This window comes from Caulobacter endophyticus, assembly GCF_003116815.1.
Taxonomy (GTDB): domain Bacteria; phylum Pseudomonadota; class Alphaproteobacteria; order Caulobacterales; family Caulobacteraceae; genus Caulobacter; species Caulobacter endophyticus.
In genome coordinates, this window is sequence record NZ_QDKQ01000007.1 from 1 (window position 1) to 19109 (window position 19109).

A 19109-nucleotide genomic window follows, 5' to 3' on the forward strand; every position below is an offset into this window, starting at 1 on the left:
TCATCCGCTATGTCGGCCTGACAAAGGCCCGCGCCCAAGTCCTGATGGCCGCCATCGCCTTCAACCTGCGCCGCTGGACCGCACTCACCGCGACCTGAGCGGAGGCTTCCAGGGGCTCACTGCGTCTGCAGTCTGGAAAAAAGCCCCCTCCGCCCGGCCAAAGAGCCTCCAGAGTGGCTCATCAGCCTCTCGGCCGCCCGTCCGCCACCTCAACCTCGACGATCCGCCGTTTTAAGCAACACGCCCTTCGGGGGAGAGGGTTTGAGGTCAGCCCGCCTCCCGCTCCAGCAGCGCCTTGGCGGCGGCCTTCTCGGCCTCCTGCCGCGACTTGCCCTTGGCGATGGCTGGATCGACGTCCTTGACGCTGACCTCGACGGTGAACACCGGGGCGTGGTCGGGGCCGGTGCGGTCGAGCACGCGGTAGGTCGGCAGCGGGCGGGCCTTGCTCTGCGCCCATTCCTGAAGCGCGGTCTTGGGATCGCGCGGACGCTCCTGCCCGGCCCGATCGAACTCTTCGGCCCACAGGTCGAGGAAGACCTTGCGGGCCAGCTCCAGCCCGCCGTCCTGGTAGAGGGCCGCCATCAGCGCCTCGCAGGCGCCGGCCAGGATCGACTCCGTCTCGCGGCCGCCGATCTTGCTCGACGAGGCCGACAGGCGCAGCGCCGGGCCAAGCTCGGCGCCCTTGGCGACGCGAGCGCAGGTCTCGCGGCTGACCAGGGCGTTCAGGCGCGGGGCGAGTTCGCCCTCCTTGGCCTTGGGGAAGCGCTCGGAAAGCGCCTCGGCGGCCAGGAGCCCGAGCACCCGGTCGCCGATGAACTCCAGCACCTCGTTGTCGCGCACCTTGGCCTTGGCCCCGTCGCCGACGCTGGCGTGGGTCAGCGCCCGCTCGAGCAGTTCGCGATCCTCGAACCGATGACCGATCCGGCGCTCCAGGTCGCCGACGGCGGCGACCCGTCTGTCCTTCACGGCCATGATCTTACTTCAGCACGCGGAAGAAGCGGCTCGGACGCGCGTCCATGAACCAGGTCCAGGGCTTGAACAGGTGAGCGTCGGCGTTCCACGACAGCAGGATGATCTGCGCCTTGCCGACCAGGTTCTCGGCCGGGACGAAGCCCACGCCGATGGCGTCGCCGGTGTACTGGTCGTTCTCGTAGTTCCACTTGCAGGTTCCCGAGTCCGTCTTGAACGGCGAGATGCCCGGGTTGAAGCGGCTGTCGGCCGAGTTGTCGCGGTTGTCGCCCATGAAGAAGTAGCAGCCCTGCGGCACTTCATAGACGCCGGTGTTGTCGCCCTGCGTGTCCGGGCCGGCGTCGGCCTGGGTCAGGTAGGTGCGGCCTTCAGGGGTGGTTTCCTGGATGCGCTTCATCGGCTGGGTGAAGCCGTAGCCGCTGTCGACCAGCACGTCGGCCTGTTCCTGGCGCTTGACGGCCTGGCCGTTGATGTAGAGCGCGCCGCCGCGGACCTGGATCTTGTCGCCGGGCAGGCCGACCAGGCGCTTGATGTAGTCGACGTGGCCATCGCGCGGCAGCTTGAAGACGATGATGTCGCCCCGCTTGGGCGCCGAGCCCAGGATGCGGCCCTTGAACAGCGGCGGGCTGAACGGGATCGAGTGCTTCGAATAGCCGTACGAGAACTTCGAGACGATGATGTAGTCGCCTTGATAGAGGTTGGGCTCCATCGAGGCCGACGGGATCGTGAACGGCTGGAACAGCAGCACCCGCAGCACCAGCGCGATGGCCAGCGCATAGGCCACGGTCTTTACGATCTCGATGAATTCGTTGACGGCGCCGCCCTTTTCTTCTTCGGGAGGCGAGGTCTCGACGGCTTCGGTCATGCGCGCGGGGCTCTTTGCGATTGAGGGTCGGGCGAGCCCGACAGGTCTTGCTAGACGCGGTTGTCGTCGCGGGCAAGCACCGCCGGCGATAGTGACGCTTCATGGCGCCCGTTTGGCGCCGCGCCGCGAGCTCACCTTAAAGATTATTCATTGGCCGCGCGGTTTGGCGAATGATGTTCTCCCGGCGACGTTTTCCTCAGGGCCTTGCCGATGCGCTCGTTCACCCCGCTGTTCATGCTAGCCGTCGGCGTCGCCGCCGCCTGGCAGGCCCGCGCAGCCGAGATTTCTCCCCGCCCGGTGGTCGAAGGCGTGGCCCAGGCGATCGCCGACAACTATTACGACGCCGCAAAGGGCGCGGCCGTCGCCTCGCAGCTGCGGGCCGAGGCCGCAAGGGGAACCTACGACCGCCTGACCGATCCGCGCGATCTGGCCACCAAGCTGAGCGAGCGCCTGCGGCCGCTGGACCATCACTTCAATGTCTCCTGGTCGGCCGAGGCCGCCGCTGCCCCCCGCTCCTCGCAGGGTCCGGCTGCCGGTCCTGGGCCGTCGCGCGTCGATGCAGTCAGGCGCGCCAACTACGGCATCCGCCGGGTCGAGATCCTGGGCGGCAATCTCGGCTATATCGACATGCGGATGTTCGCCGACTTCGAATTTGACCAGCCCGACGCCCCGGCCCGCAAGGCCATCGAGGCGGCGCTGCAGATGGTGGCGAACACCGACGCGGTGATCATCGACCTGCGCGACAACGGCGGCGGCTCGCCGGCCATGGTCGGCTACCTGGCCAGCGCCTTCACGCCCAGGGGCGCGAACATCTACAACACCTTCAGGTACCGCGAGGGAACCGAGAGCGAGGCCCCCAAGGACTGGTATCCGGCGCCTCGCCTGGCAATCCCGCTCTACGTGCTTACCAGCGGCCGCACCGGCTCGGCGGCCGAGGCCCTGGCCTACACCCTGAAGAACGCCAGGCGGGCGGTGATCGTCGGCGAGGCCAGCGGCGGCGCGGCCAATCCCGGCGGCCCCGTGCCGGTGGCGGGCGGCTTCTCGATCTTCGTCTCCAACGGCTCGCCAGTCAGCCCGATCACGGGGACCAACTGGGAGGGCGGCGGCGTGCAGCCCGACGTACAGATTCCGGCCGCCAAGGCCCTGGATGCGGCCCGCGCCCTGGCGCTGGAGACGGTGCTGAAGACCGCGACCGGCCCCGCCGCCCAGGACGCCCGCTGGGCCCTGGAAGCGATCCGCGCCGAGACCGCCCCGCCGGCGACCAAGCCGCTGGGCGACTATGTCGGGGCCTATGGCGCGGTCGAGATCGTGGAGGTCGAGGGGCGCCTGGCCATGAAGCGCGGCCGCCGGCCGCTGAGCGTGCTGCTGCCGCTGGGCGGGGAAACCTTCACGATCTTGGGCGAGACCGCCCGCCGCGTGGTGTTCGAACGCGACGCCAAGGGCGCTGTCACGGCCTTCGAGGCGATCGGCTACGAGGGCGGCGGCTCGCGGTACCGGCGCGAAGCGGCGCCGGGCGCCTAGCGCCTCAAGCGCGCAACGTGCGAACGGGAACTTTCCTCAGATCCTCAGGCCGAACGGGTCGTCGATAGTGGGCGATGGCGGGGTGAACCAGGCCGCGCCGGTTTCAGTCACATGGAAGTGGTCTTCCAGGCGCACGCCGAAGCGGCCGGGGATGACGATCATCGGCTCGTTCGAGAAGCACATGCCCGGCGCCAGCGGGGTGGCGTCGCCGCGCACCAGGTAAGGGCCCTCGTGGATGGCGAGGCCGATGCCGTGGCCGGTGCGGTGCGGCAGGCCCGGCAGGGCGTAGTCGGGGCCCAGGCCGTGGCGTTCGAGCACCTGGCGGGCGACGGCGTCGATGGTCTCGCACGGCAGGCCCGGACGCACGGCGGCGAAGGCGGCCGCCTGCGCCTCATGCTCGATCTCCCAGATCCGGCGGTGCTCGGCCAAAGGCGTTCCGAAGACGTAGGTGCGGGTGATGTCGGCCTGGTAGCCCTCGACCTGGCAGCCGGTGTCGATCAGCACGAGGTCGCCCTCGGCCAGTTCCTGGTCGCCCGGCAGACCATGCGGATAGGCCGTGGCCTCGCCGAACTGCACCGCGCAGAAGGTCGAGCCGGTCGTGCCGGCCGCGCGATGGGCCTCGTCGATGAAGCGCTTGACCTCGCTGGCCCGCACGCCCGGCGCCAGCACCGCGCCGGCGCGGCGGTGCACGTCAAGGGTGATGGCCTTGGCGTAGCGCATCAGTGCCAGCTCGGCCGTCGACTTCACGCCCCGGCAGCCGTCGACCACCGCGCCCGCGTCCTTCACTGACAGCGACGGCGCGGCTTCACGCAGCGCGGCGAACAGCGAGAACGGCGCAGCCGGGTCCAGGGCCAGGACGTCGGCGCCCAGTTCCGCCAGCGATCGTCCGACCAGGGCGGCGGGACTTTCGTGCTCCTGCCACAGGCGGATCTCGACCTCGATCTTGAGGTCGGCCTGCAGCGAGCCCAGCTCGAAGCCGGGGCAGATCATCACCGGCGCGCCGGTCACGGGCAGCAGCAGGGCGACCAGCCGCTCGGTCGCGCCCCAAGGCACGCCGGTGAAGTAGCGCAGCGACGCGCCCGCGCCGATCAGCAGGGCGTCGGCGCCCAGGGCGCGGGTAAGCCCCCTCGCCTTCTCCAGTCGCGCCTCGTACTCGGCCGCGGCGATGGCCGGCGGCCGTCCGGCCCTCGGGGTCAGGCCGGCCAGCTCGGCGGCCATGGTCGATCCGCCAACGCCCAGGGTCATGCTCGTATCCTCGTCGTCCTGTCGCGACCGGACGCGAACCGGTCGATGTCGAAGGGGGCCAGATCCACGGGCTCGCCGGCCATCAGCCGGGCCGTGATCTCGCCGGTGGTCGCCGCCAGGGTCAGCCCCAGATGCTGGTGGCCGAAAGCGTAGTAGAGGTTGTCAGCCCTGCGGCTCCTGCCGATGGCCGGCAGATAGTCGGGCAAGGTGGGCCGCGCCCCGGACCATTGGCGCACCTCGCCGTGCAGGACGATTCCCAGGTCGTCGAGATGCCGGCGCAGGCGGGCCCACTTCATCGGATCGGGCGGCGAGGCCTCGCGGCAAAACTCGACGAAGCTGGCCGCCCGCAGCCGCTCGCCGAAGCGAGTGAGGATCAGCGAACGGTCCTCGAACACCACCGGCGGCAGGTCGCTCCAGCCGCCCGCGTCGCCTTCCAGATGATAGCCGCGCTCGGCGATCACCGGAGCGACATGGCCAAGGCTTCGCATCAAGGCGCCGGAGCCGACGCCGCTGGCGACCAGGATCCGACCGGCGGCCACGCGCTCGCCCCCGTCCAGCACGGCCTGGACGCCGCGCCCGGTGGAGGCGAGGCGCTCGACGCCGGCGACCAGGCGACGGCCGCCCTCGGCCTCGAACGCTTCGCCCAGCAACCGCAGGACCTCGCCGGGAGCGGTGACCTGGGCCGTGCCCTCGAAGCGCACCCCGCCGACCAGCGGGGTCTTCACCTGGCGGGCGACGCGGCGCAGGCCCGCGTCGTCGAGGTTGGCAAGGCGCGCCGAGCCGATATCGGCCGCGCGCCAGGCGGCCAGGCCCCTGCGGGCCGCGTCGCTGGTTTCCCAGACCACCAGATGGCCCTGCTCCATCAGGACGTCGGGACGGTCGATGGAGGCGGCAAGACGTCGCCAGGCCGGCAGGGCGCCCGACAACAGGCCGCCGAGCGCCGCCCTGCCCTTGGCGGCGCGCTGCGCCGTGCTGGCGGCGACGTAGCGGGAAACCCAGGGCGCCCAGGCCGCCGCGTCGGCCAGACGGAAATCCAGCGCCCCGCCCAGGCCGAACAGCCGGAGCGGCGCCGAGGCCAGGGCGGCGGGCGAGGCCAGCGGCTCGACCTGCTCGACGGCGATATGGCCGGCGTTGCCGAACGAAGCCGGCGGCGGGTCACGGCGCGGATCGATCAGCAGCACGTCCTCGCCGGCGCGCCGCAAGGCCAGCGCACAGGCCGTTCCGACGATCCCGCCGCCGATCACCGCCGTTCCAGCCGCCTTCATCCCTTGCCACGCCCTCGCGCTTAATATCGTATACGATATGACCAAACAGGAGCCGTAAAGCAATGAGCCCCATGCGCTGGACCGGGGTTTTCCCCGCCGCCACCACCCAGTTCAAGCCTGACCTGTCGGTCGACTACGACGCCAGCCAGCAGGTGCTCGACAATCTGGTGCGCGACGGGGTGCATGGCTTGGTGGTGCTGGGCACCTGCGGCGAGAACAATTCCCTGGAGCCGGACGAAAAGCGCGGCCTGTTGAAGGCGGCCGTAGAGGTGGTGGCCGGGCGCGTGCCGATCATCGTCGGCTGCTCGGAACTGACCACGCCGCGCGCCGCCGCCTTCGCCCGCGACGCCGAGGCGATCGGCGCGAACGCCCTGATGGCCTTGCCGGCCATGGTCTACGTGCCCACGGAGGCCGAGCTGGAAGCCCACTTCCGCACCGTGGCGCAGGCTTCCAGCCTGCCGATCATGCTCTACAACAACCCGCCGGCCTATCGCGTGTCGATCGGCCTTGAAGTGCTGTCGCGCCTGGCCGACGAGCCGACCATCGTCGCGGTGAAGGAGAGCGCGCCGGACACCCGCCGCTTCACCGATCTTTCCCGCGCCTTTGGCGAGCGCTTCGTGCTGATGGCGGGCCTGGACGACGTGGCGCTGGAGGGCCTGCTGCTGGGCGCCAAGGGCTGGGTGTCGGGCCTGACCAGCGCCTTCCCCCAGGAGTCCGTGGCGCTGGTGGAGGCGGTCGAGGCCGGCGACCTGGAGACCGCGCGGCGCATATATCGCTGGTTCATGCCGCTGCTGCACCTCGACGCCGAGCACGACCTCGTCCAGTCGATCAAGCTGGCCGAGGAGATGATGGGCCGGGGCTCCGAGCGCGTGCGCATGCCCCGCCTGCCGCTGGCCGGACCCCGGCGGGCGCAGGTGGCGGCCATGGTCGAGGAAGCCGCGGCGACCCGGCCGGCGCTGGCCAAGGCCCGGGCGGCCTGACACACCTGACTTCGACAGCCCCTCGCCCGGTTCCCGGAGGCCTCATGCGCCACACCTTCTTCTGCATCGACGGCCACACCGCCGGAAACCCCGTGCGGCTAATCGCCGGCGGCGCGCCGCTGCTGGCCGGGGCCAGCATGAGCGAGCGGCGGCAGGATTTCCTGGCGCGGTTCGATTGGATCCGCACCGGCCTGATGTTCGAGCCGCGCGGGCACGACATGATGTCGGGCGGTTTTCTCTATCCACCGACGCTGCCCGACTGCGACGCGGGCATACTGTTCGTCGAGACCAGCGGCTGCCTGCCGATGTGCGGCCACGGCACGATCGGCATCGTCACCTTCGCCCTGGAGCACGGCCTGCTCATTGCGCGCCAGCCGGGGCGGCTGCGGCTGGAGGTTCCGGCGGGCGTCATCGAAATCGCCTACGAGACGGCCGGCGACAAGGTAACGTCGGTGAAGATCCGCAACGTCGCCAGCTATCTGGCCGAGACCGGGATCCAGATCGAGGTTCCGGGCTTCGGACCGCTGACGATCGACGTCTCGTATGGCGGCAACTTCTACGCCATCGTCGAGCCGCAGGGCGCCTATCGCGGGGTCGACGCCCTGGGCGCCGCCGAAATCCTGCGCCTCAGCCCCATCGTCCGTAACCTCGTGCGAGAAAAGGTCGAGCCGGCGCATCCCCTGGACCCCACCATCCGTGGCGTGAGCCACGTGCTGTGGGCCGACGCGCCCGCCAGCGACGGCGCCGACGGCCGCAACGCGGTGTTCTACGGCGATCGGGCCATCGACCGCAGCCCGTGCGGCACCGGCACCTCGGCGCGGCTGGCCCACCTGTTCGCCACCGGCCGGCTGAAGGTCGGCGAGGCCTTCGTACACGAGAGCTACATCAAGAGCCGCTTCACCGGCCGGGTGGAGGCCGAGACCTCGCTGGGCGGACGGCCGGCGATCATTCCATCGGTAGAAGGCTCGGCGATCGCCACCGGATTCAACACGATCTGGATCGACCGGGCCGATCCGTTCGCGACGGGATTCCAGGTCGTCTGAGACACCCAAGGTTTAAATCCGAAACGTCCGATAATCTGGTATACGGGCGATCTCGGCGCGGGGGCGCCGACCAGGGGCCAAGTTCGCAGCGCATGAGTATCGTCGTCCGCACCCTCTCCGATCAGACCTATGAGATCGTGCGACGGAGAATCCTCACGGGCGACATGCCGCCGGGCACGGCCGTACGGCAGGACACCATCGCCGCCGAGCTGGGGGTGTCGAAGATCCCGCTGCGCGAGGCGCTGAGCCGACTGGAGCAGGACGGCCTGCTGAGCTCCTATCCCAACAAGGGCTATGTGGTGCGCCAGGCCTCGAGCGAAGAGGCCGGCGAGGTCTTCGCCCTGCGCCTGAAGCTGGAGCCCGGCGCGGTGGCGCAGGCGGCCCTGCGGGCCGGTCCCGACGACCACGCGCGGGCCGAGACCGCGCTGGCGGCCCTGGAGGCCGAGCTCGGCAAGCCGCACGGCGACCACGTGACCTGCAACCGCGCCTTCCACATGGCCCTGGTCCGCCCCGGCGGGCACGTCACCGGCCAACTGGTCGAGCGGCTGCAGATCCTGTCGGAACGCTATGTGCGCATCCACCTGGAGCCGCTAGGTCGCGACGAGCGCGCCAGCCGCGAGCACCGGGCCATCCTCGACGCCTGGAAGGCCGGCGACGCGGCCAGGGTCGAGACCCTGGTCGCCGAGCACATCGAGGCCACGCTGGCCGACCTTCGCCAGCAGCTGGCGGCCTAGAGTTTATATTCCAGCGACAGCCAGGCCTTGGTCCGCGAGGGCGGCGGGGCCAGGGTTCCGGCTGGCACGAAGGCCTCGCGGCGAAAGTCGGCGTACTTCACCAGCAGGGCCAGCCTGGGGGTGATCGCCGCGGTCAGCTGCGCCTCCCACTCCTGGCCGAGATCCGCGCCCGTGCGCTGGTCGTCGAAGTCATGCCAACGCACCAGGAGATCGGCGTTGGAGAAATAGCGGGCCTTGAGACGCGGCTTGACCGACAGACCAAGGTTCAGGTCGCGCAGACCGTCGGCGAAGCTCTTGTTGCCGCCGGGCGAGACCCAGGAGTCCGACCAGCCGTTGAAGGCATGCACCGTCCCCAGAGGGGTTGTGAAGCCGCGCGTTCCGTCGCCCTCCAGCCGCTCGTAGCCCAGGCGGGCGGTGTAGATGTCGAAAGTCGCGGCCGCCTCGCCGGCCAGGTAGTCGAGGTCGTAGCTCGCCGTATTGCCATGCCAGTCGCTCTGGCGGGCGAAGGTCGCGCTATAGGCCAGCCTGTAGGGTCCGGCCTGGGCCTTGCCGGTCGCCTTGAGACCCCTGGTGATCGACGAATTGACCGGCGAATTCTGGAAATCCAGAGCGTAGACGAAGCCCTGCAGCTTCAAGGTCTCGGACGGCGTCCAGGCCACGTTCGCCAGATGGCTGTCGCTGTTCCAGTCGCGCAGGTCGCCCAGGATGCGGTTGACCCGCGTGACGTACGCGTAGGTTCCCGACCACTGGCCATGGCGGCCGTCGATCCGCACCGCGTCGAAGGTCTGCTCGTCCTGGCGCCAGGCGACGGCGCCGACGAAGCGCTGGTCGTCCAGCAGGATCCGCTGGCGGCCGACGACCACCTGCACGGCCTTGCTTGGCGTCCAGCTGACCTGGGCGCGGTTCAATTCGGTGACCTCGGGATCGTTGACCACCGGATAGCGGGCCTTGTCGGCGCCGTTCAGCGGCGGGGTGGTCGCGCCGGGCACGTTGACGGCGTAGCGCTCGCCGCCCAGGGCGCGGACGTCCTCCAGCTCGACCAGGCCCTTTAGACCCTTCCAGGCCCCTGTCTCCCAGCCCAGGCGCGTGCGCAGCGTGATCGCCCTGGCGTCCTTGGCGAAATTGGCCTGGTCGACGCCCTCATAGCGTAGGCGCAGCTCCAGGATCGGCTTGCCCGCCGAGGTCTTCGCACCGGCCGCCTGGGCGTTCGCCCCCGCGCCCCATAGCGCCGCGACCAGGCCCGTTCCGAGCGCCAGCGCCGCCTTGGTTCCCCTCATGCCTCTTCCCCATAAAAAAACGCCCGGCGGGGGCGGCAAGCCCCCTCCGGACGTCGTTGTCCAAACCAGTCGCCGCGTCGTGGCGGCGTCGAGCCTCTCGGCCCTCGCGGAACGCCGTTGTCCCGCGTGTCGCGACCAGCAAGAGGCCGGCTGCGCGGGCCGGCAATCGGCAAACCGGCGCTATCGGAGCGTTATGGGCCAGGCGCCCACGAACCGGGCGCCGCCCCTCCCCGCACGGACGGTTTCAGAGCTTGTATTCGAGGGTGAACCACACCTTCTTGCGTGAGGCGGGCGGAGCAAGGGTTCCCGCCGGGACCGAGTTCACGCGGTCGAAACCCGCGTATTTCAGCTGGGCCGACAGCTTGGGGGCGATCGTCGCGGTCAGTTGGGCGTTCCACTCGTGGCCGAGATCGGCGCCCGTGCGGTCGTCGTCGAAGTCGTGATAGCGGACCAGCAGTTCGGGACTGGAGAAGTTACGCATCTTGATCTTGGGCTTGAGCGTGACGGTGAAGTTGAGGTCGTCTAGGCCGTCGGCGAAGCTCTTGTTGCCGCCCAGCGACGACCAGGCGTCGGCCCAGCCGTAGAAGCCGTGCGCGGCGCCCAGCGGCGCGCCGAAGCCGCGCGTGCCGTCCCCCTCGAGCGTGTGGTAGCCGATCTGGGCCGTGTAGATTCCGCGCGTGGCCGCGAACTCGCCGCCCAGATAGTCGAGTTCGTAGTCGGCGGTGGCGCGGTGATAGTCGCTCTGGCGGGCGAAACCGGCCGAGTAGTTGAGGGTGTAGGCGCCGGCCCTGGCCTTGCCGACAGCTCGCACGCCCTTGGTGATCGAGGTGTTCAGCGGCGAATCCGAGAAGTCGAGGGCATAGACGAAGCCCGTGGCCTTCAGAGCCTCCGAGAAGGTCCAGCTGGCGTTGACGAAATGGCTGTCGCTGTCCCAGTCGCGGCGTTCGCCCAGCGCCCGGTTCACGCGGGTGACGTAGACGTAGGTCCCCTTGAACCGGCTCAGCGACAGGTCGGCGCGCAAGCCGTCATAGGTCTGCTCGTCCTGGCGCCAGGCGGCGGCGGCGACGAAGCGCTGATCGTCGAACTGGATCTTCTGGCGACCGGCGGTCAGTTGCAGCGCCTTGCTGGGCGTCCATTGCAGCTGGGCGCGGTTCACCTCGGTGACGTTGGGATCGTTGATCGCCGGGAAGCGGGCCTTGTCGGCGCCGTTCAGCGGGGTGGAAACGCCCGGGGTGGTGATGGCGAAGTGTTCGGGACCGATGCGGCGGACATCGTCGAACTCGATCAGGGCCTTCACGTCATGCCAGGCGCCGGTCTCCCAGCCAAAGCGCGTGCGCACCGTCGTGCCCTCGGCGTTGTTGCGCAAGGTGGCGGTCTTGGTCTGGTCGTACCGCTCGTAGCGGGCGCGGATCTCCAGCAGCGGCTTGCCGGCCTTCACCGCATCCAGCAGCGAGGCCTCCTGCGCGCTCGCGCCGCTCGACCAGGCCAGGGCCGCGAGGCCCGCACACACAACATGAAGTCTGTTCATGCGGCGGGGCTGTAGGTGCCAAGAGTTAACCCGCTACCACCGCCGCGCCATCGAACAGCGTTGTTTTTCCACGCACTGGCTAAGCCTTTGGCAGCGGGCGAGAATTTCGCGGGTGCGACCGTTTGTCACTCGCCCGCGCGGCCCACTACCTGTCGGCGATCAGGCCGTGCATCACCCCGTCCAGCGTGACCTGCATCAGCTCCTCGGGCGGAGCCCAGCTGCGGCTGGGCTTGGTGATGACCAGAGAGACGATGCCGTGACAGGCGGCCCACAGCACCTGGGCGGCGCTTTCGGCGGTGCCGGTCTTCAGGCGACCGGCGGCGGCGATCTCGCGGATCGGGCCGCTGAACTCGTCGAAGCAGCGGTCGCCGAGGTCGGACACGGCCTGCTGCTTCTCCACCGAGATCGCCTCGTTCGAGCCGCAAAACACCAGCTGGTAGGTGTTGGGATTGTCGAAGGCGAAGCGCATGTAGGCGTCGAGCATCCGCCGCACCTTCTCGACCGCGTCGATCGGCTCCTGCGACAGGGCGACATTGATCGACAGCAGTTGCTCGATGGCTTCCTTGCCGATCTCCAGCAGGATCTGGTCCTTGTCGCGGAAGTGCATGTAGAGCGCGGTCGAGGACACGCCCACGGCGTCGGCAATCTTGCGGATCGTCGCCCCGGCATAGCCTTCGGCGATGAAGATCTTCTCGGCGGCGGCCAGGATCTCGCCCCGGCGCATGTGCCCGTCGCCCTTGGGTTTGCGGGCGGACCTGGGCGGCTTCTTCAACGCGACGGTCACGGTACGGTATGTCCTTCCCTCTTCCCCGACCTGACACTAAACGGGAATCACTCAGGGCCGACAAGCGTAACGCCGGTTTCACGTAGAATATGTATTTTTCTATTTGACACTTTATAGTTGAGTTTATCGAGTCGCTCCCGCCGAAAGGCCCAGGTTCAGGCCAAGGGTGGGGGACACGATGGCGCGCGAGGAACGGCGGCTGCATGCCGATGGGCTGGATCATGCGATCCTGCCCGATCCGCCGCTGGTCACGCCGCTGCCGGCGATAGACGGCGCGCACCGGCGGCTTAGCCCAGGTCAGGGCGCGGTTCTGGCCGCCATGCTCCTCGGCTTGGCGACGAGCCTGGCCTTCGCCACTGGGACGACGCTCGCCATCCTGAAATGGACGGGTCTGTCGCTGTTCGCCCTGCTGGCGACGCTGCGGCTGGTCGCCGCCCTGACCCCGCGCCTCAAGGCCAAGGCCCCTTTACTGCCCGACGCCGCGCTGCCCGCCTACACGGTGCTGGCGCCGCTCTACAAGGAAGCCTCGGTGGCGGCCGAGCTGGTGACCAATCTCGGGCGGCTGGACTATCCGCGCGAGCGCCTGCAGGTGCTGGTGGCTCTGGAGGCCGACGATGCCGAGACCATCGCCGCCTTTCACGCCCTGGACCTGCCGGCCTTCATCCAGGTGCTGGTCGTGCCGCCAGGCGGCCCAAAGACCAAGCCCAGAGCCTGCAACCACGCGCTGGAGCGGGCGCGGGGCGAACTGCTGGTGATCTACGACGCCGAAGACGCGCCCGATCCGCAACAACTGCGTGAGGCGGCGGCCCGCTTCGCCGCCGGGCCTGCGCACCTGGCCTGCCTGCAGGCGCCGCTGCGCATCGAGATCCCGGCCATCGCCGGCCTCCTGCCCCGACAGTTCCAGCAGGAATACGCCGCCCACTTCGAGGTGCTGCTGCCGGCCCTGGCCCGCTGGCGACTGGCCTTTCCGCTGGGCGGCACCAGCAACCACTTCGCCGTTGCGCCCCTGCGGACCGTGGGCGGCTGGGACGCCTTCAACGTGACGGAAGACGCCGACGTCGGCTTCCGGCTGGCGGCGGCCGGCTACATCCTGGACGTCATCGACCGACCGACGCTGGAAACCGCCCCGACCACCTGGAAGGCCTGGCGACCACAGCGCGCCCGTTGGATCAAAGGCCATCTGGCCACCCTGCTGGTGCACATGAGGGGGCCGGCCGCGCGGCGGCCGCGCGTGGCCCTGGCGCTGTTTCTCACGCTGTTCCTGTCGCTGACCTCGACGCACCTGCATGCGCCAGTGTTCGTCGGCGCCCTGCTGATGATCGCGCTGGATCTCGCCCCCGACGGGCGCGCCGCGATCGACGGCGCGGGATTTGCGCTCTTCGCCTATGCCTGGAGCGGTTCGGCGATCGCCGCGGCGATCGGTCGACAACGCGCGGGCGGCTCGGCCAAGGCGCTGGACCTGCTGGGCCTGCCCTTGATCTGGCTGCTCCAAGGCTGGGCCGGATGCCACGCACTTTGGCAGTTCGTGCGCCGTCCGCACCACTGGGACAAGACCCCGCATGCGCCCCGGGCTGGACGACGCTTGGGCTGAGCGCGTATGGCGTGGCCATGCATCCGACCATCGCCGCCTCTCCCCTCGTCATGCGCACCACCGGCTGGGCCGACTACGCCCTGCTGGACAGCGGGCGCGGCAAGAAGCTGGAACGCTACGGCCGCTACACCGTCGTGCGCCCCGAGCCGCAGTGCTTCTGGGAGCCTCGCCTGCCGGCCAGCGCCTGGGACGAGGCCGACGCCGTGTTCGATCCCTCCGACGAGGACGAGGCCGGCCGCTGGCGCTTCCGCGGCAAGCCGATCGAAAAGTTCGACCTGGCCTGGGGCGAGGCGAAGTTCCACGGCCAGTTCACGCCGTTCCGGCATCTGGCCTTCTTCCCCGAGCAGGCCGCCAACTGGGCCTGGCAGGACGAGCGCGTGCGCGCCTTCGTCAAGGCCGGCGGCCGCCAGCCCAAGATCCTGAACCTGTTCGGCTATACCGGCGTGGCCAGCCTGGTCTGCGCGGCGGCCGGCGCCCATGTCACCCACGTGGACGCCTCCAAGAAGTCGGTCGGCTTCGCGCGCGAAAACGCCGCCTTCGCAGGCCTCGCCGACAAGCCGATCCGCTGGATCGTCGAGGACGCCCGCCGCTTCGTCGCCCGCGAGGTTCGGCGCGGCAACGTCTATGACGGCATCATCCTCGACCCGCCGAAGTTCGGCCGCGGTCCCGACGGCGAGGTGTGGCGCCTGTTCGAGGACCTGCCGGCCCTGGCGGCCGACTGCGCCCAATTGCTGGCCGAGGACGCCGACTTCCTGCTGATGAACGCCTATGCCGCCCGCGTCTCGGGGGCTGCCATGTCGGGCCTGCTGGCCCAGGCGCTGGACGGCCGCGCCGGCGTCATCGACTGGGGCGAACTGTCCCTCGTGGAAGACAAGGGCGACCGCCAGATCGGCCTGTCGTTCTTCGCCCGCTGGTCGTCGGAGGCTTAAGAGATGAGCGTCAAGACCGTCACCTCCCTGACCAACGCCACGGTGAAGGCCGTCCGCGCCCTGCACATGCGCAAGGAGCGCGAGGACAGCGGCCTGTTCCTGGCCGAGGGCCTGAAGATCGTCATCGAGGCGATCGACTGCGGCCACGCGCCCAAGATCCTGATGTACGGCCCCGACGCGGCCGACCACCCGATGCTGCAGAAGGCCGCCAAGGCCTGCGCCGCCGCCGGCGGCGAGGTCATCGAGGTCAATCGCGAGATCCTGGAAAAGGTCTCGCGCCGCGACAATCCGCAAGCCGTGGTTGGCGTGTTCCGCCAAGTCTACACGCCTCTGTCGGCCATCGTGCCGCAGAGCGCCGACTGCTGGGTGGCCCTGCAGGCCGTCCGTGATCCGGGCAATCTGGGCACCATCATCCGCACGGCCGACGCGGCCGGCGCCGGCGGGGTGATCCTGGTGGGCGACTGCGTCGACCCCTACTCGGTCGAAGGGGTGCGGGCGACCATGGGCTCGGTCTTCGCCGTCAAGATCGCCAAGGCCACCGTGCAGGAGTTCCTGGCCTGGCGCGAGGAATGGCCCGGCAGCGTGGTCGGCACCCTGCTGACCGCCACCGTCGACCACAAGAGCGCCGACTACGTGAAGCCCTCGCTGATCCTGATGGGCAACGAGCAGCAGGGCCTGCCGCCCGAACTGGCCGCCGCCTGCGACGTCAACGTCAAGATCCCCATGCGCGGCCGCGCCGACAGCCTGAACCTGTCGGTGGCCACGGGGATCATGATCTATACGGTGACGGGGTAGCCGCTTCTCCTCCCGCCTTCCGAAACTTGCTTCCCTCGCCCGCGTGGCGAGGACCCATGCCGGCGACCGCTTCAAACCTCGACCGCATCTTTCGCGGCCTGAGCGGCGGAACCATGGATCCTGGGCATGAGGCCCAGGAAGGCGACAGTTGGATAGCGGACGGCTTTTCGAGCGCCGCCTCCCCCTTGCGCGACACCAGGCCGCACACCATTTCGCAGCCTCGCCGCGGGAACGCACAGGCCACCTTCGCCGCTCTCCCAAACGTGAAGCCGATTTCGGCGGCGCCCCTGTGTTAAAGCGGCGCAGTCGGGCGGCGGCCTCTTCCAAAGCCGCCGCTTTTCCATATCTAATTCATGAAGGCGGGTGATTTGCTTCCCGCCGGGAGAAAGCGGTCGATGGCCGAGCGAAAGCAAGGCGGAAATACAGGCGCGGGCTCTTCGGTCGTCACGGAAGTGAAGCCGAAGACGCAGAAGCCCTCGCTTTATCGCGTACTGATCCTGAACGACGACTACACCCCCATGGAGTTCGTCGTTTACGTGCTCGAACGGTTCTTCAACAAGTCGCGCGAAGACGCGACCCGGATCATGTTGCACGTTCACCAGAACGGCGTCGGCGTCTGCGGGGTTTTCACCTACGAAGTCGCCGAGACCAAAGTCGCCCAGGTGATCGACTCAGCCCGCAGACATCAGCACCCGCTGCAGTGCACCATGGAAAAGGATTGAGGAGCCTCCCCTTGCCCTCTTTTTCGCGTCCTCTCGAAGAATCCCTGCACCGCGCCGTCGCGTACGCCAATCAGCGAAAGCATGAGTACGCGACCCTTGAACACCTTCTGCTGTCGCTGACCGACGACGACGACGCCGCTGGCGTCATGCGCGCCTGCGACGTGGACCTGGCCGCCCTTAAGAAGAGCCTGGTCAACTATCTCGACGTCGAATTGTCGTCCCTGGTGGTCGACGACGAAGAGGACGCCAAGCCCACGGCGGGCTTCCAGCGCGTGATCCAGCGCGCGGTCATCCACGTCCAGTCGTCCGGCCGCGAGGAAGTCACCGGCGCCAACGTCCTGGTCGCCATCTTCTCAGAACGCGAAAGTCACGCCGCCTACTTCCTGCAGGAGCAGGACATGACGCGGTACGACGCGGTGAACTTCATCGCCCACGGCATCGCCAAGAAGGCCGGCGCTTCGGAGCCCAAGGCCGCCAAGGGCGCGACCGCGGTCGAGGAAGACCAGGAAAAGCCCAACACCAAGACCGGCGGCGAGGCCCTCGAGGCCTATTGCGTCGACCTCAACGAGAAGGCCCGCCAGGGCAAGGTCGACCCGCTGATCGGCCGCGCGAACGAAGTGGAACGCGCGATCCAGATCCTGTGCCGCCGCACCAAGAACAACCCCCTGCTCGTGGGCGATCCCGGCGTCGGCAAGACCGCCATCGCCGAAGGCCTGGCGCGCAAGATCATCACCCACCAGGTGCCTGAAGTCCTGGCGGAAGCCACCATCTACTCGCTCGACATGGGCGCGCTGCTGGCCGGCACCCGCTATCGCGGCGACTTCGAGGAACGCGTCAAGCAGGTGGTCAAGGAACTCGAGAACCACCCGAACGCGGTGCTGTTCATCGACGAGATCCACACCGTCATCGGCGCCGGCGCGACCAGCGGCGGGGCGATGGACGCCTCCAACCTGCTGAAGCCCGCCCTGGCCTCGGGCAGCCTGCGCTGCATGGGCTCGACCACCTACAAGGAGTTCCGCCAGCACTTCGAGAAAGACCGGGCGCTCGTCCGCCGCTTTCAGAAGATCGACGTGAACGAGCCGACGGTGGAAGACACCATCAAGATCCTCAAGGGCCTGAAGACCTATTACGAGGATTTCCACAAGCTGAAGTACACCGCCGAGGCCCTGAAGGTCGCGGTGGAGCTGTCGGCCAAGTACATCACAGACCGCAAGCTGCCCGACAAGGCGATCGACGTGATCGACGAGGCGGGCGCGGGCCAGATGCTGCTGCCGGAAAGCCGTCGCAAGAAGACCATCGGCGTCAAGGAGATCGAGGCCGTCGTCGCCAAGATCGCCCGCATCCCGCCGAAGTCGGTCAGCAAGTCGGACACCGAGGCCCTGAAGGAACTCGAGAACGACCTGAAGCGCGCGGTGTTCGGCCAGGAAGAGGCCCTCACCCAGCTGTCGGCCGCCATGAAGCTGGCCCGCGCCGGCCTGCGCGAACCGAACAAGCCGATCGGCTCGTACCTGTTCAGCGGCCCGACGGGCGTGGGCAAGACCGAAGCCGCCAAGCAACTGGCCCAGACCCTGGGCATCGAGATGCTTCGCTTCGACATGTCGGAGTACATGGAGCGCCATACCGTGAGCCGCCTGATCGGCGCCCCTCCCGGCTATGTCGGCTTCGACCAGGGCGGTCAGCTGACCGACGCGGTCGACCAGCACCCGCACGCCGTCGTCCTGCTCGACGAGATCGAGAAGGCGCACGGGGATGTCTACAACATCCTGCTGCAGGTGATGGACAATGGCACCCTGACCGACAGCAACGGCAAGAAGGTCGACTTCCGCAATGTGGTCCTGATCATGACCACCAACGCGGGGGCCTCGGACGCCCAGCGCAACTCGATCGGCTTCGGCCGTTCAAAGGTCGAGGGCGAAGAGGACGCCGCGCTGAAGCGCCTGTTCACGCCGGAATTCCGCAACCGCCTGGACGCCGTCGTGGCCTTCAAGCCGCTGACGCCGGAGATCATCCGCCAGGTCGTTCAGAAGTTCGTCATGCAGCTGGAGGCGCAACTGGCCGACCGCAACATCACGATCGAGCTGGCCGACGACGCGGCCGACTGGCTGGCCAAGAACGGCTTCGACGAGCTCTATGGCGCCCGTCCGCTGGCCCGGGTCATCCAGGAGCACATCAAGAAGCCGCTGGCCGACGACATCCTGTTCGGCCGCCTGACCCGCGGGGGCCACGTCAAGGTGGTGCTCGAGAACGGCAAGATCGGCTTCGAGATAGAGAGCGCCTCGGAAGGCAAGTCCGGCAAGTCGGACGACGCCGAGGAGCCGGCCCTGGCCGAGTAAGGCCAAACGCCGCTTGAAAATGGAGAAGGCCCGGAGCGATCCGGGCCTTTTTTCTTGCCTAGCGCAGGTGCCGCGCGCCCAACAGCGACAGCAGGCGGATCGCCCGCTCCTCATCCAGGCCGGCAGGCGTGAAGTGCTCCAGCCCGACCTCCGACAGCGCCGAAGCGTCTTCCGCCTCCAGCCGGCGCTGGCCCATGTTCCAGTCGGTGAACAGACGCCGCTCGGCCGGTCCGTCGGCAATCAGCACGATCTCGTCGTGGCGCGGATCGGCGCCGATCCGCTCATAGGCCTGGGCGACGGTCTGGCCAGGCCCTTCCAGCACCTGCAGGAAACGCCCCTCCCCCGCCGCCAGGAAACCGGTGATGTCGTCGATGCGATTGTTCTGGATGGATTTTGCGACCACCGCCCGCAGGGTCTCGTCGATGACCTCGGGATCGGTCGCCCGGCTGGCATAGACGAGACGATAGAGGCCGCGCCGGGCCAGGGGATCGGTCATTCGCTGTCCTTGGCGGGCCGCTGAAGCTTGGC

General features: G+C 68.8%; 17 protein-coding genes. 9 read left to right on the forward strand and 8 right to left on the reverse strand.

The genetic code is table 11. The annotated features are described in order from the left end of the window. Window positions 1–267: 267 nt before the first annotated feature. Complete coding sequence (gene rnc / locus DDF67_RS00485; protein WP_109099023.1) at window positions 268–972, reverse strand: ribonuclease III; 705 nt, start codon at window positions 970–972, stop codon at window positions 268–270. A 4-nt stretch (window positions 973–976) separates the two neighbouring features. After that, on the reverse strand, window positions 977–1834 hold the full coding sequence (lepB, locus tag DDF67_RS00490; RefSeq protein WP_109099024.1) for a signal peptidase I: 858 nt from the start codon (window positions 1832–1834) through the stop codon (window positions 977–979). 210 nt (window positions 1835–2044) lie between these two features. On the opposite strand from lepB, the gene DDF67_RS00495 reads away from it, so the two are divergent. Beyond that, window positions 2045–3355 carry a S41 family peptidase gene (locus tag DDF67_RS00495; protein ID WP_109099025.1) on the forward strand — a complete coding sequence of 437 codons (1311 nt, stop codon included), beginning with the start codon at window positions 2045–2047 and terminating at the stop codon, window positions 3353–3355. Window positions 3356–3391: 36 nt separating this feature from the next. Here DDF67_RS00495 and DDF67_RS00500 read toward each other — a convergent pair whose 3' ends face one another. Together DDF67_RS00500 and DDF67_RS00505 are read right to left on the reverse strand one after the other, a co-directional pair. Next, on the reverse strand, window positions 3392–4600 hold the full coding sequence (locus tag DDF67_RS00500; protein WP_109099026.1) for a M24 family metallopeptidase: 1209 nt from the start codon (window positions 4598–4600) through the stop codon (window positions 3392–3394). Next, window positions 4597–5865: an NAD(P)/FAD-dependent oxidoreductase gene (locus DDF67_RS00505; RefSeq protein WP_109099027.1), complete on the reverse strand. Its 1269-nt coding sequence runs from the start codon at window positions 5863–5865 to the stop codon at window positions 4597–4599. The genes DDF67_RS00500 and DDF67_RS00505 overlap by 4 nt, the downstream gene beginning before the upstream one ends. A 62-nt stretch (window positions 5866–5927) precedes the next feature. On the opposite strand from DDF67_RS00505, the gene DDF67_RS00510 reads away from it, so the two are divergent. The 3 genes from DDF67_RS00510 to DDF67_RS00520 all read left to right on the forward strand — a co-directional run bounded on the left by DDF67_RS00510 (window position 5928) and on the right by DDF67_RS00520 (window position 8622). After that, a complete protein-coding gene (locus tag DDF67_RS00510) occupies window positions 5928–6845 on the forward strand; it encodes a dihydrodipicolinate synthase family protein (protein ID WP_199229104.1) in 918 nt (305 codons plus the stop codon). A gap of 44 nt (window positions 6846–6889) precedes the next feature. After that, on the forward strand, window positions 6890–7888 hold the full coding sequence (locus DDF67_RS00515) for a 4-hydroxyproline epimerase (RefSeq protein WP_109099028.1): 999 nt from the start codon (window positions 6890–6892) through the stop codon (window positions 7886–7888). Between the two features lie 92 nt (window positions 7889–7980). Beyond that, window positions 7981–8622, forward strand: coding sequence for a GntR family transcriptional regulator (locus DDF67_RS00520; RefSeq protein ID WP_109099029.1), 642 nt, complete (start codon window positions 7981–7983; stop codon window positions 8620–8622). Here DDF67_RS00520 and DDF67_RS00525 read toward each other — a convergent pair. The 3 genes from DDF67_RS00525 to DDF67_RS00535 form a co-directional block, all read right to left on the reverse strand. Further along, window positions 8619–9899: an alginate export family protein gene (locus tag DDF67_RS00525; protein ID WP_109099030.1), complete on the reverse strand. Its 1281-nt coding sequence runs from the start codon at window positions 9897–9899 to the stop codon at window positions 8619–8621. The genes DDF67_RS00520 and DDF67_RS00525 overlap by 4 nt on opposite strands. 244 nt (window positions 9900–10143) lie before the next feature. Continuing rightward, window positions 10144–11427: an alginate export family protein gene (locus tag DDF67_RS00530; RefSeq protein WP_109099031.1), complete on the reverse strand. Its 1284-nt coding sequence runs from the start codon at window positions 11425–11427 to the stop codon at window positions 10144–10146. 145 nt (window positions 11428–11572) lie between these two features. Then, window positions 11573–12211 (reverse strand): TetR/AcrR family transcriptional regulator, encoded by a 639-nt coding sequence (locus DDF67_RS00535; protein WP_109099032.1) that lies wholly within the window; start codon window positions 12209–12211, stop codon window positions 11573–11575. Window positions 12212–12389: 178 nt separating this feature from the next. On the opposite strand from DDF67_RS00535, the gene DDF67_RS00540 reads away from it, so the two are divergent. The 5 genes from DDF67_RS00540 (at window position 12390) to clpA (ending at window position 18581) form a co-directional block, all read left to right on the forward strand. Next, the gene (locus DDF67_RS00540; protein WP_109099033.1) at window positions 12390–13802 is read left to right on the forward strand and encodes a glycosyltransferase; all 1413 of its coding nucleotides are present in this window, start codon (window positions 12390–12392) and stop codon (window positions 13800–13802) included. A gap of 17 nt (window positions 13803–13819) precedes the next feature. Next, window positions 13820–14731, forward strand: coding sequence for a class I SAM-dependent methyltransferase (locus DDF67_RS00545; protein ID WP_109099034.1), 912 nt, complete (start codon window positions 13820–13822; stop codon window positions 14729–14731). Between the two features lie 3 nt (window positions 14732–14734). Next, window positions 14735–15526 carry a TrmH family RNA methyltransferase gene (locus tag DDF67_RS00550; protein WP_109099035.1) on the forward strand — a complete coding sequence of 264 codons (792 nt, stop codon included), beginning with the start codon at window positions 14735–14737 and terminating at the stop codon, window positions 15524–15526. Between the two features lie 395 nt (window positions 15527–15921). Then, a complete protein-coding gene (clpS, locus tag DDF67_RS00560) occupies window positions 15922–16248 on the forward strand; it encodes an ATP-dependent Clp protease adapter ClpS (RefSeq protein ID WP_058347605.1) in 327 nt (108 codons plus the stop codon). An 11-nt stretch (window positions 16249–16259) separates the two neighbouring features. After that, window positions 16260–18581, forward strand: coding sequence for an ATP-dependent Clp protease ATP-binding subunit ClpA (gene clpA / locus DDF67_RS00565; RefSeq protein WP_109099037.1), 2322 nt, complete (start codon window positions 16260–16262; stop codon window positions 18579–18581). A gap of 58 nt (window positions 18582–18639) precedes the next feature. Here the strand turns inward: clpA and DDF67_RS00570 are convergent, their stop codons facing one another. After that, window positions 18640–19077 carry a BLUF domain-containing protein gene (locus DDF67_RS00570; RefSeq protein ID WP_109099038.1) on the reverse strand — a complete coding sequence of 146 codons (438 nt, stop codon included), beginning with the start codon at window positions 19075–19077 and terminating at the stop codon, window positions 18640–18642. Window positions 19078–19109: the final 32 nt, after the last annotated feature.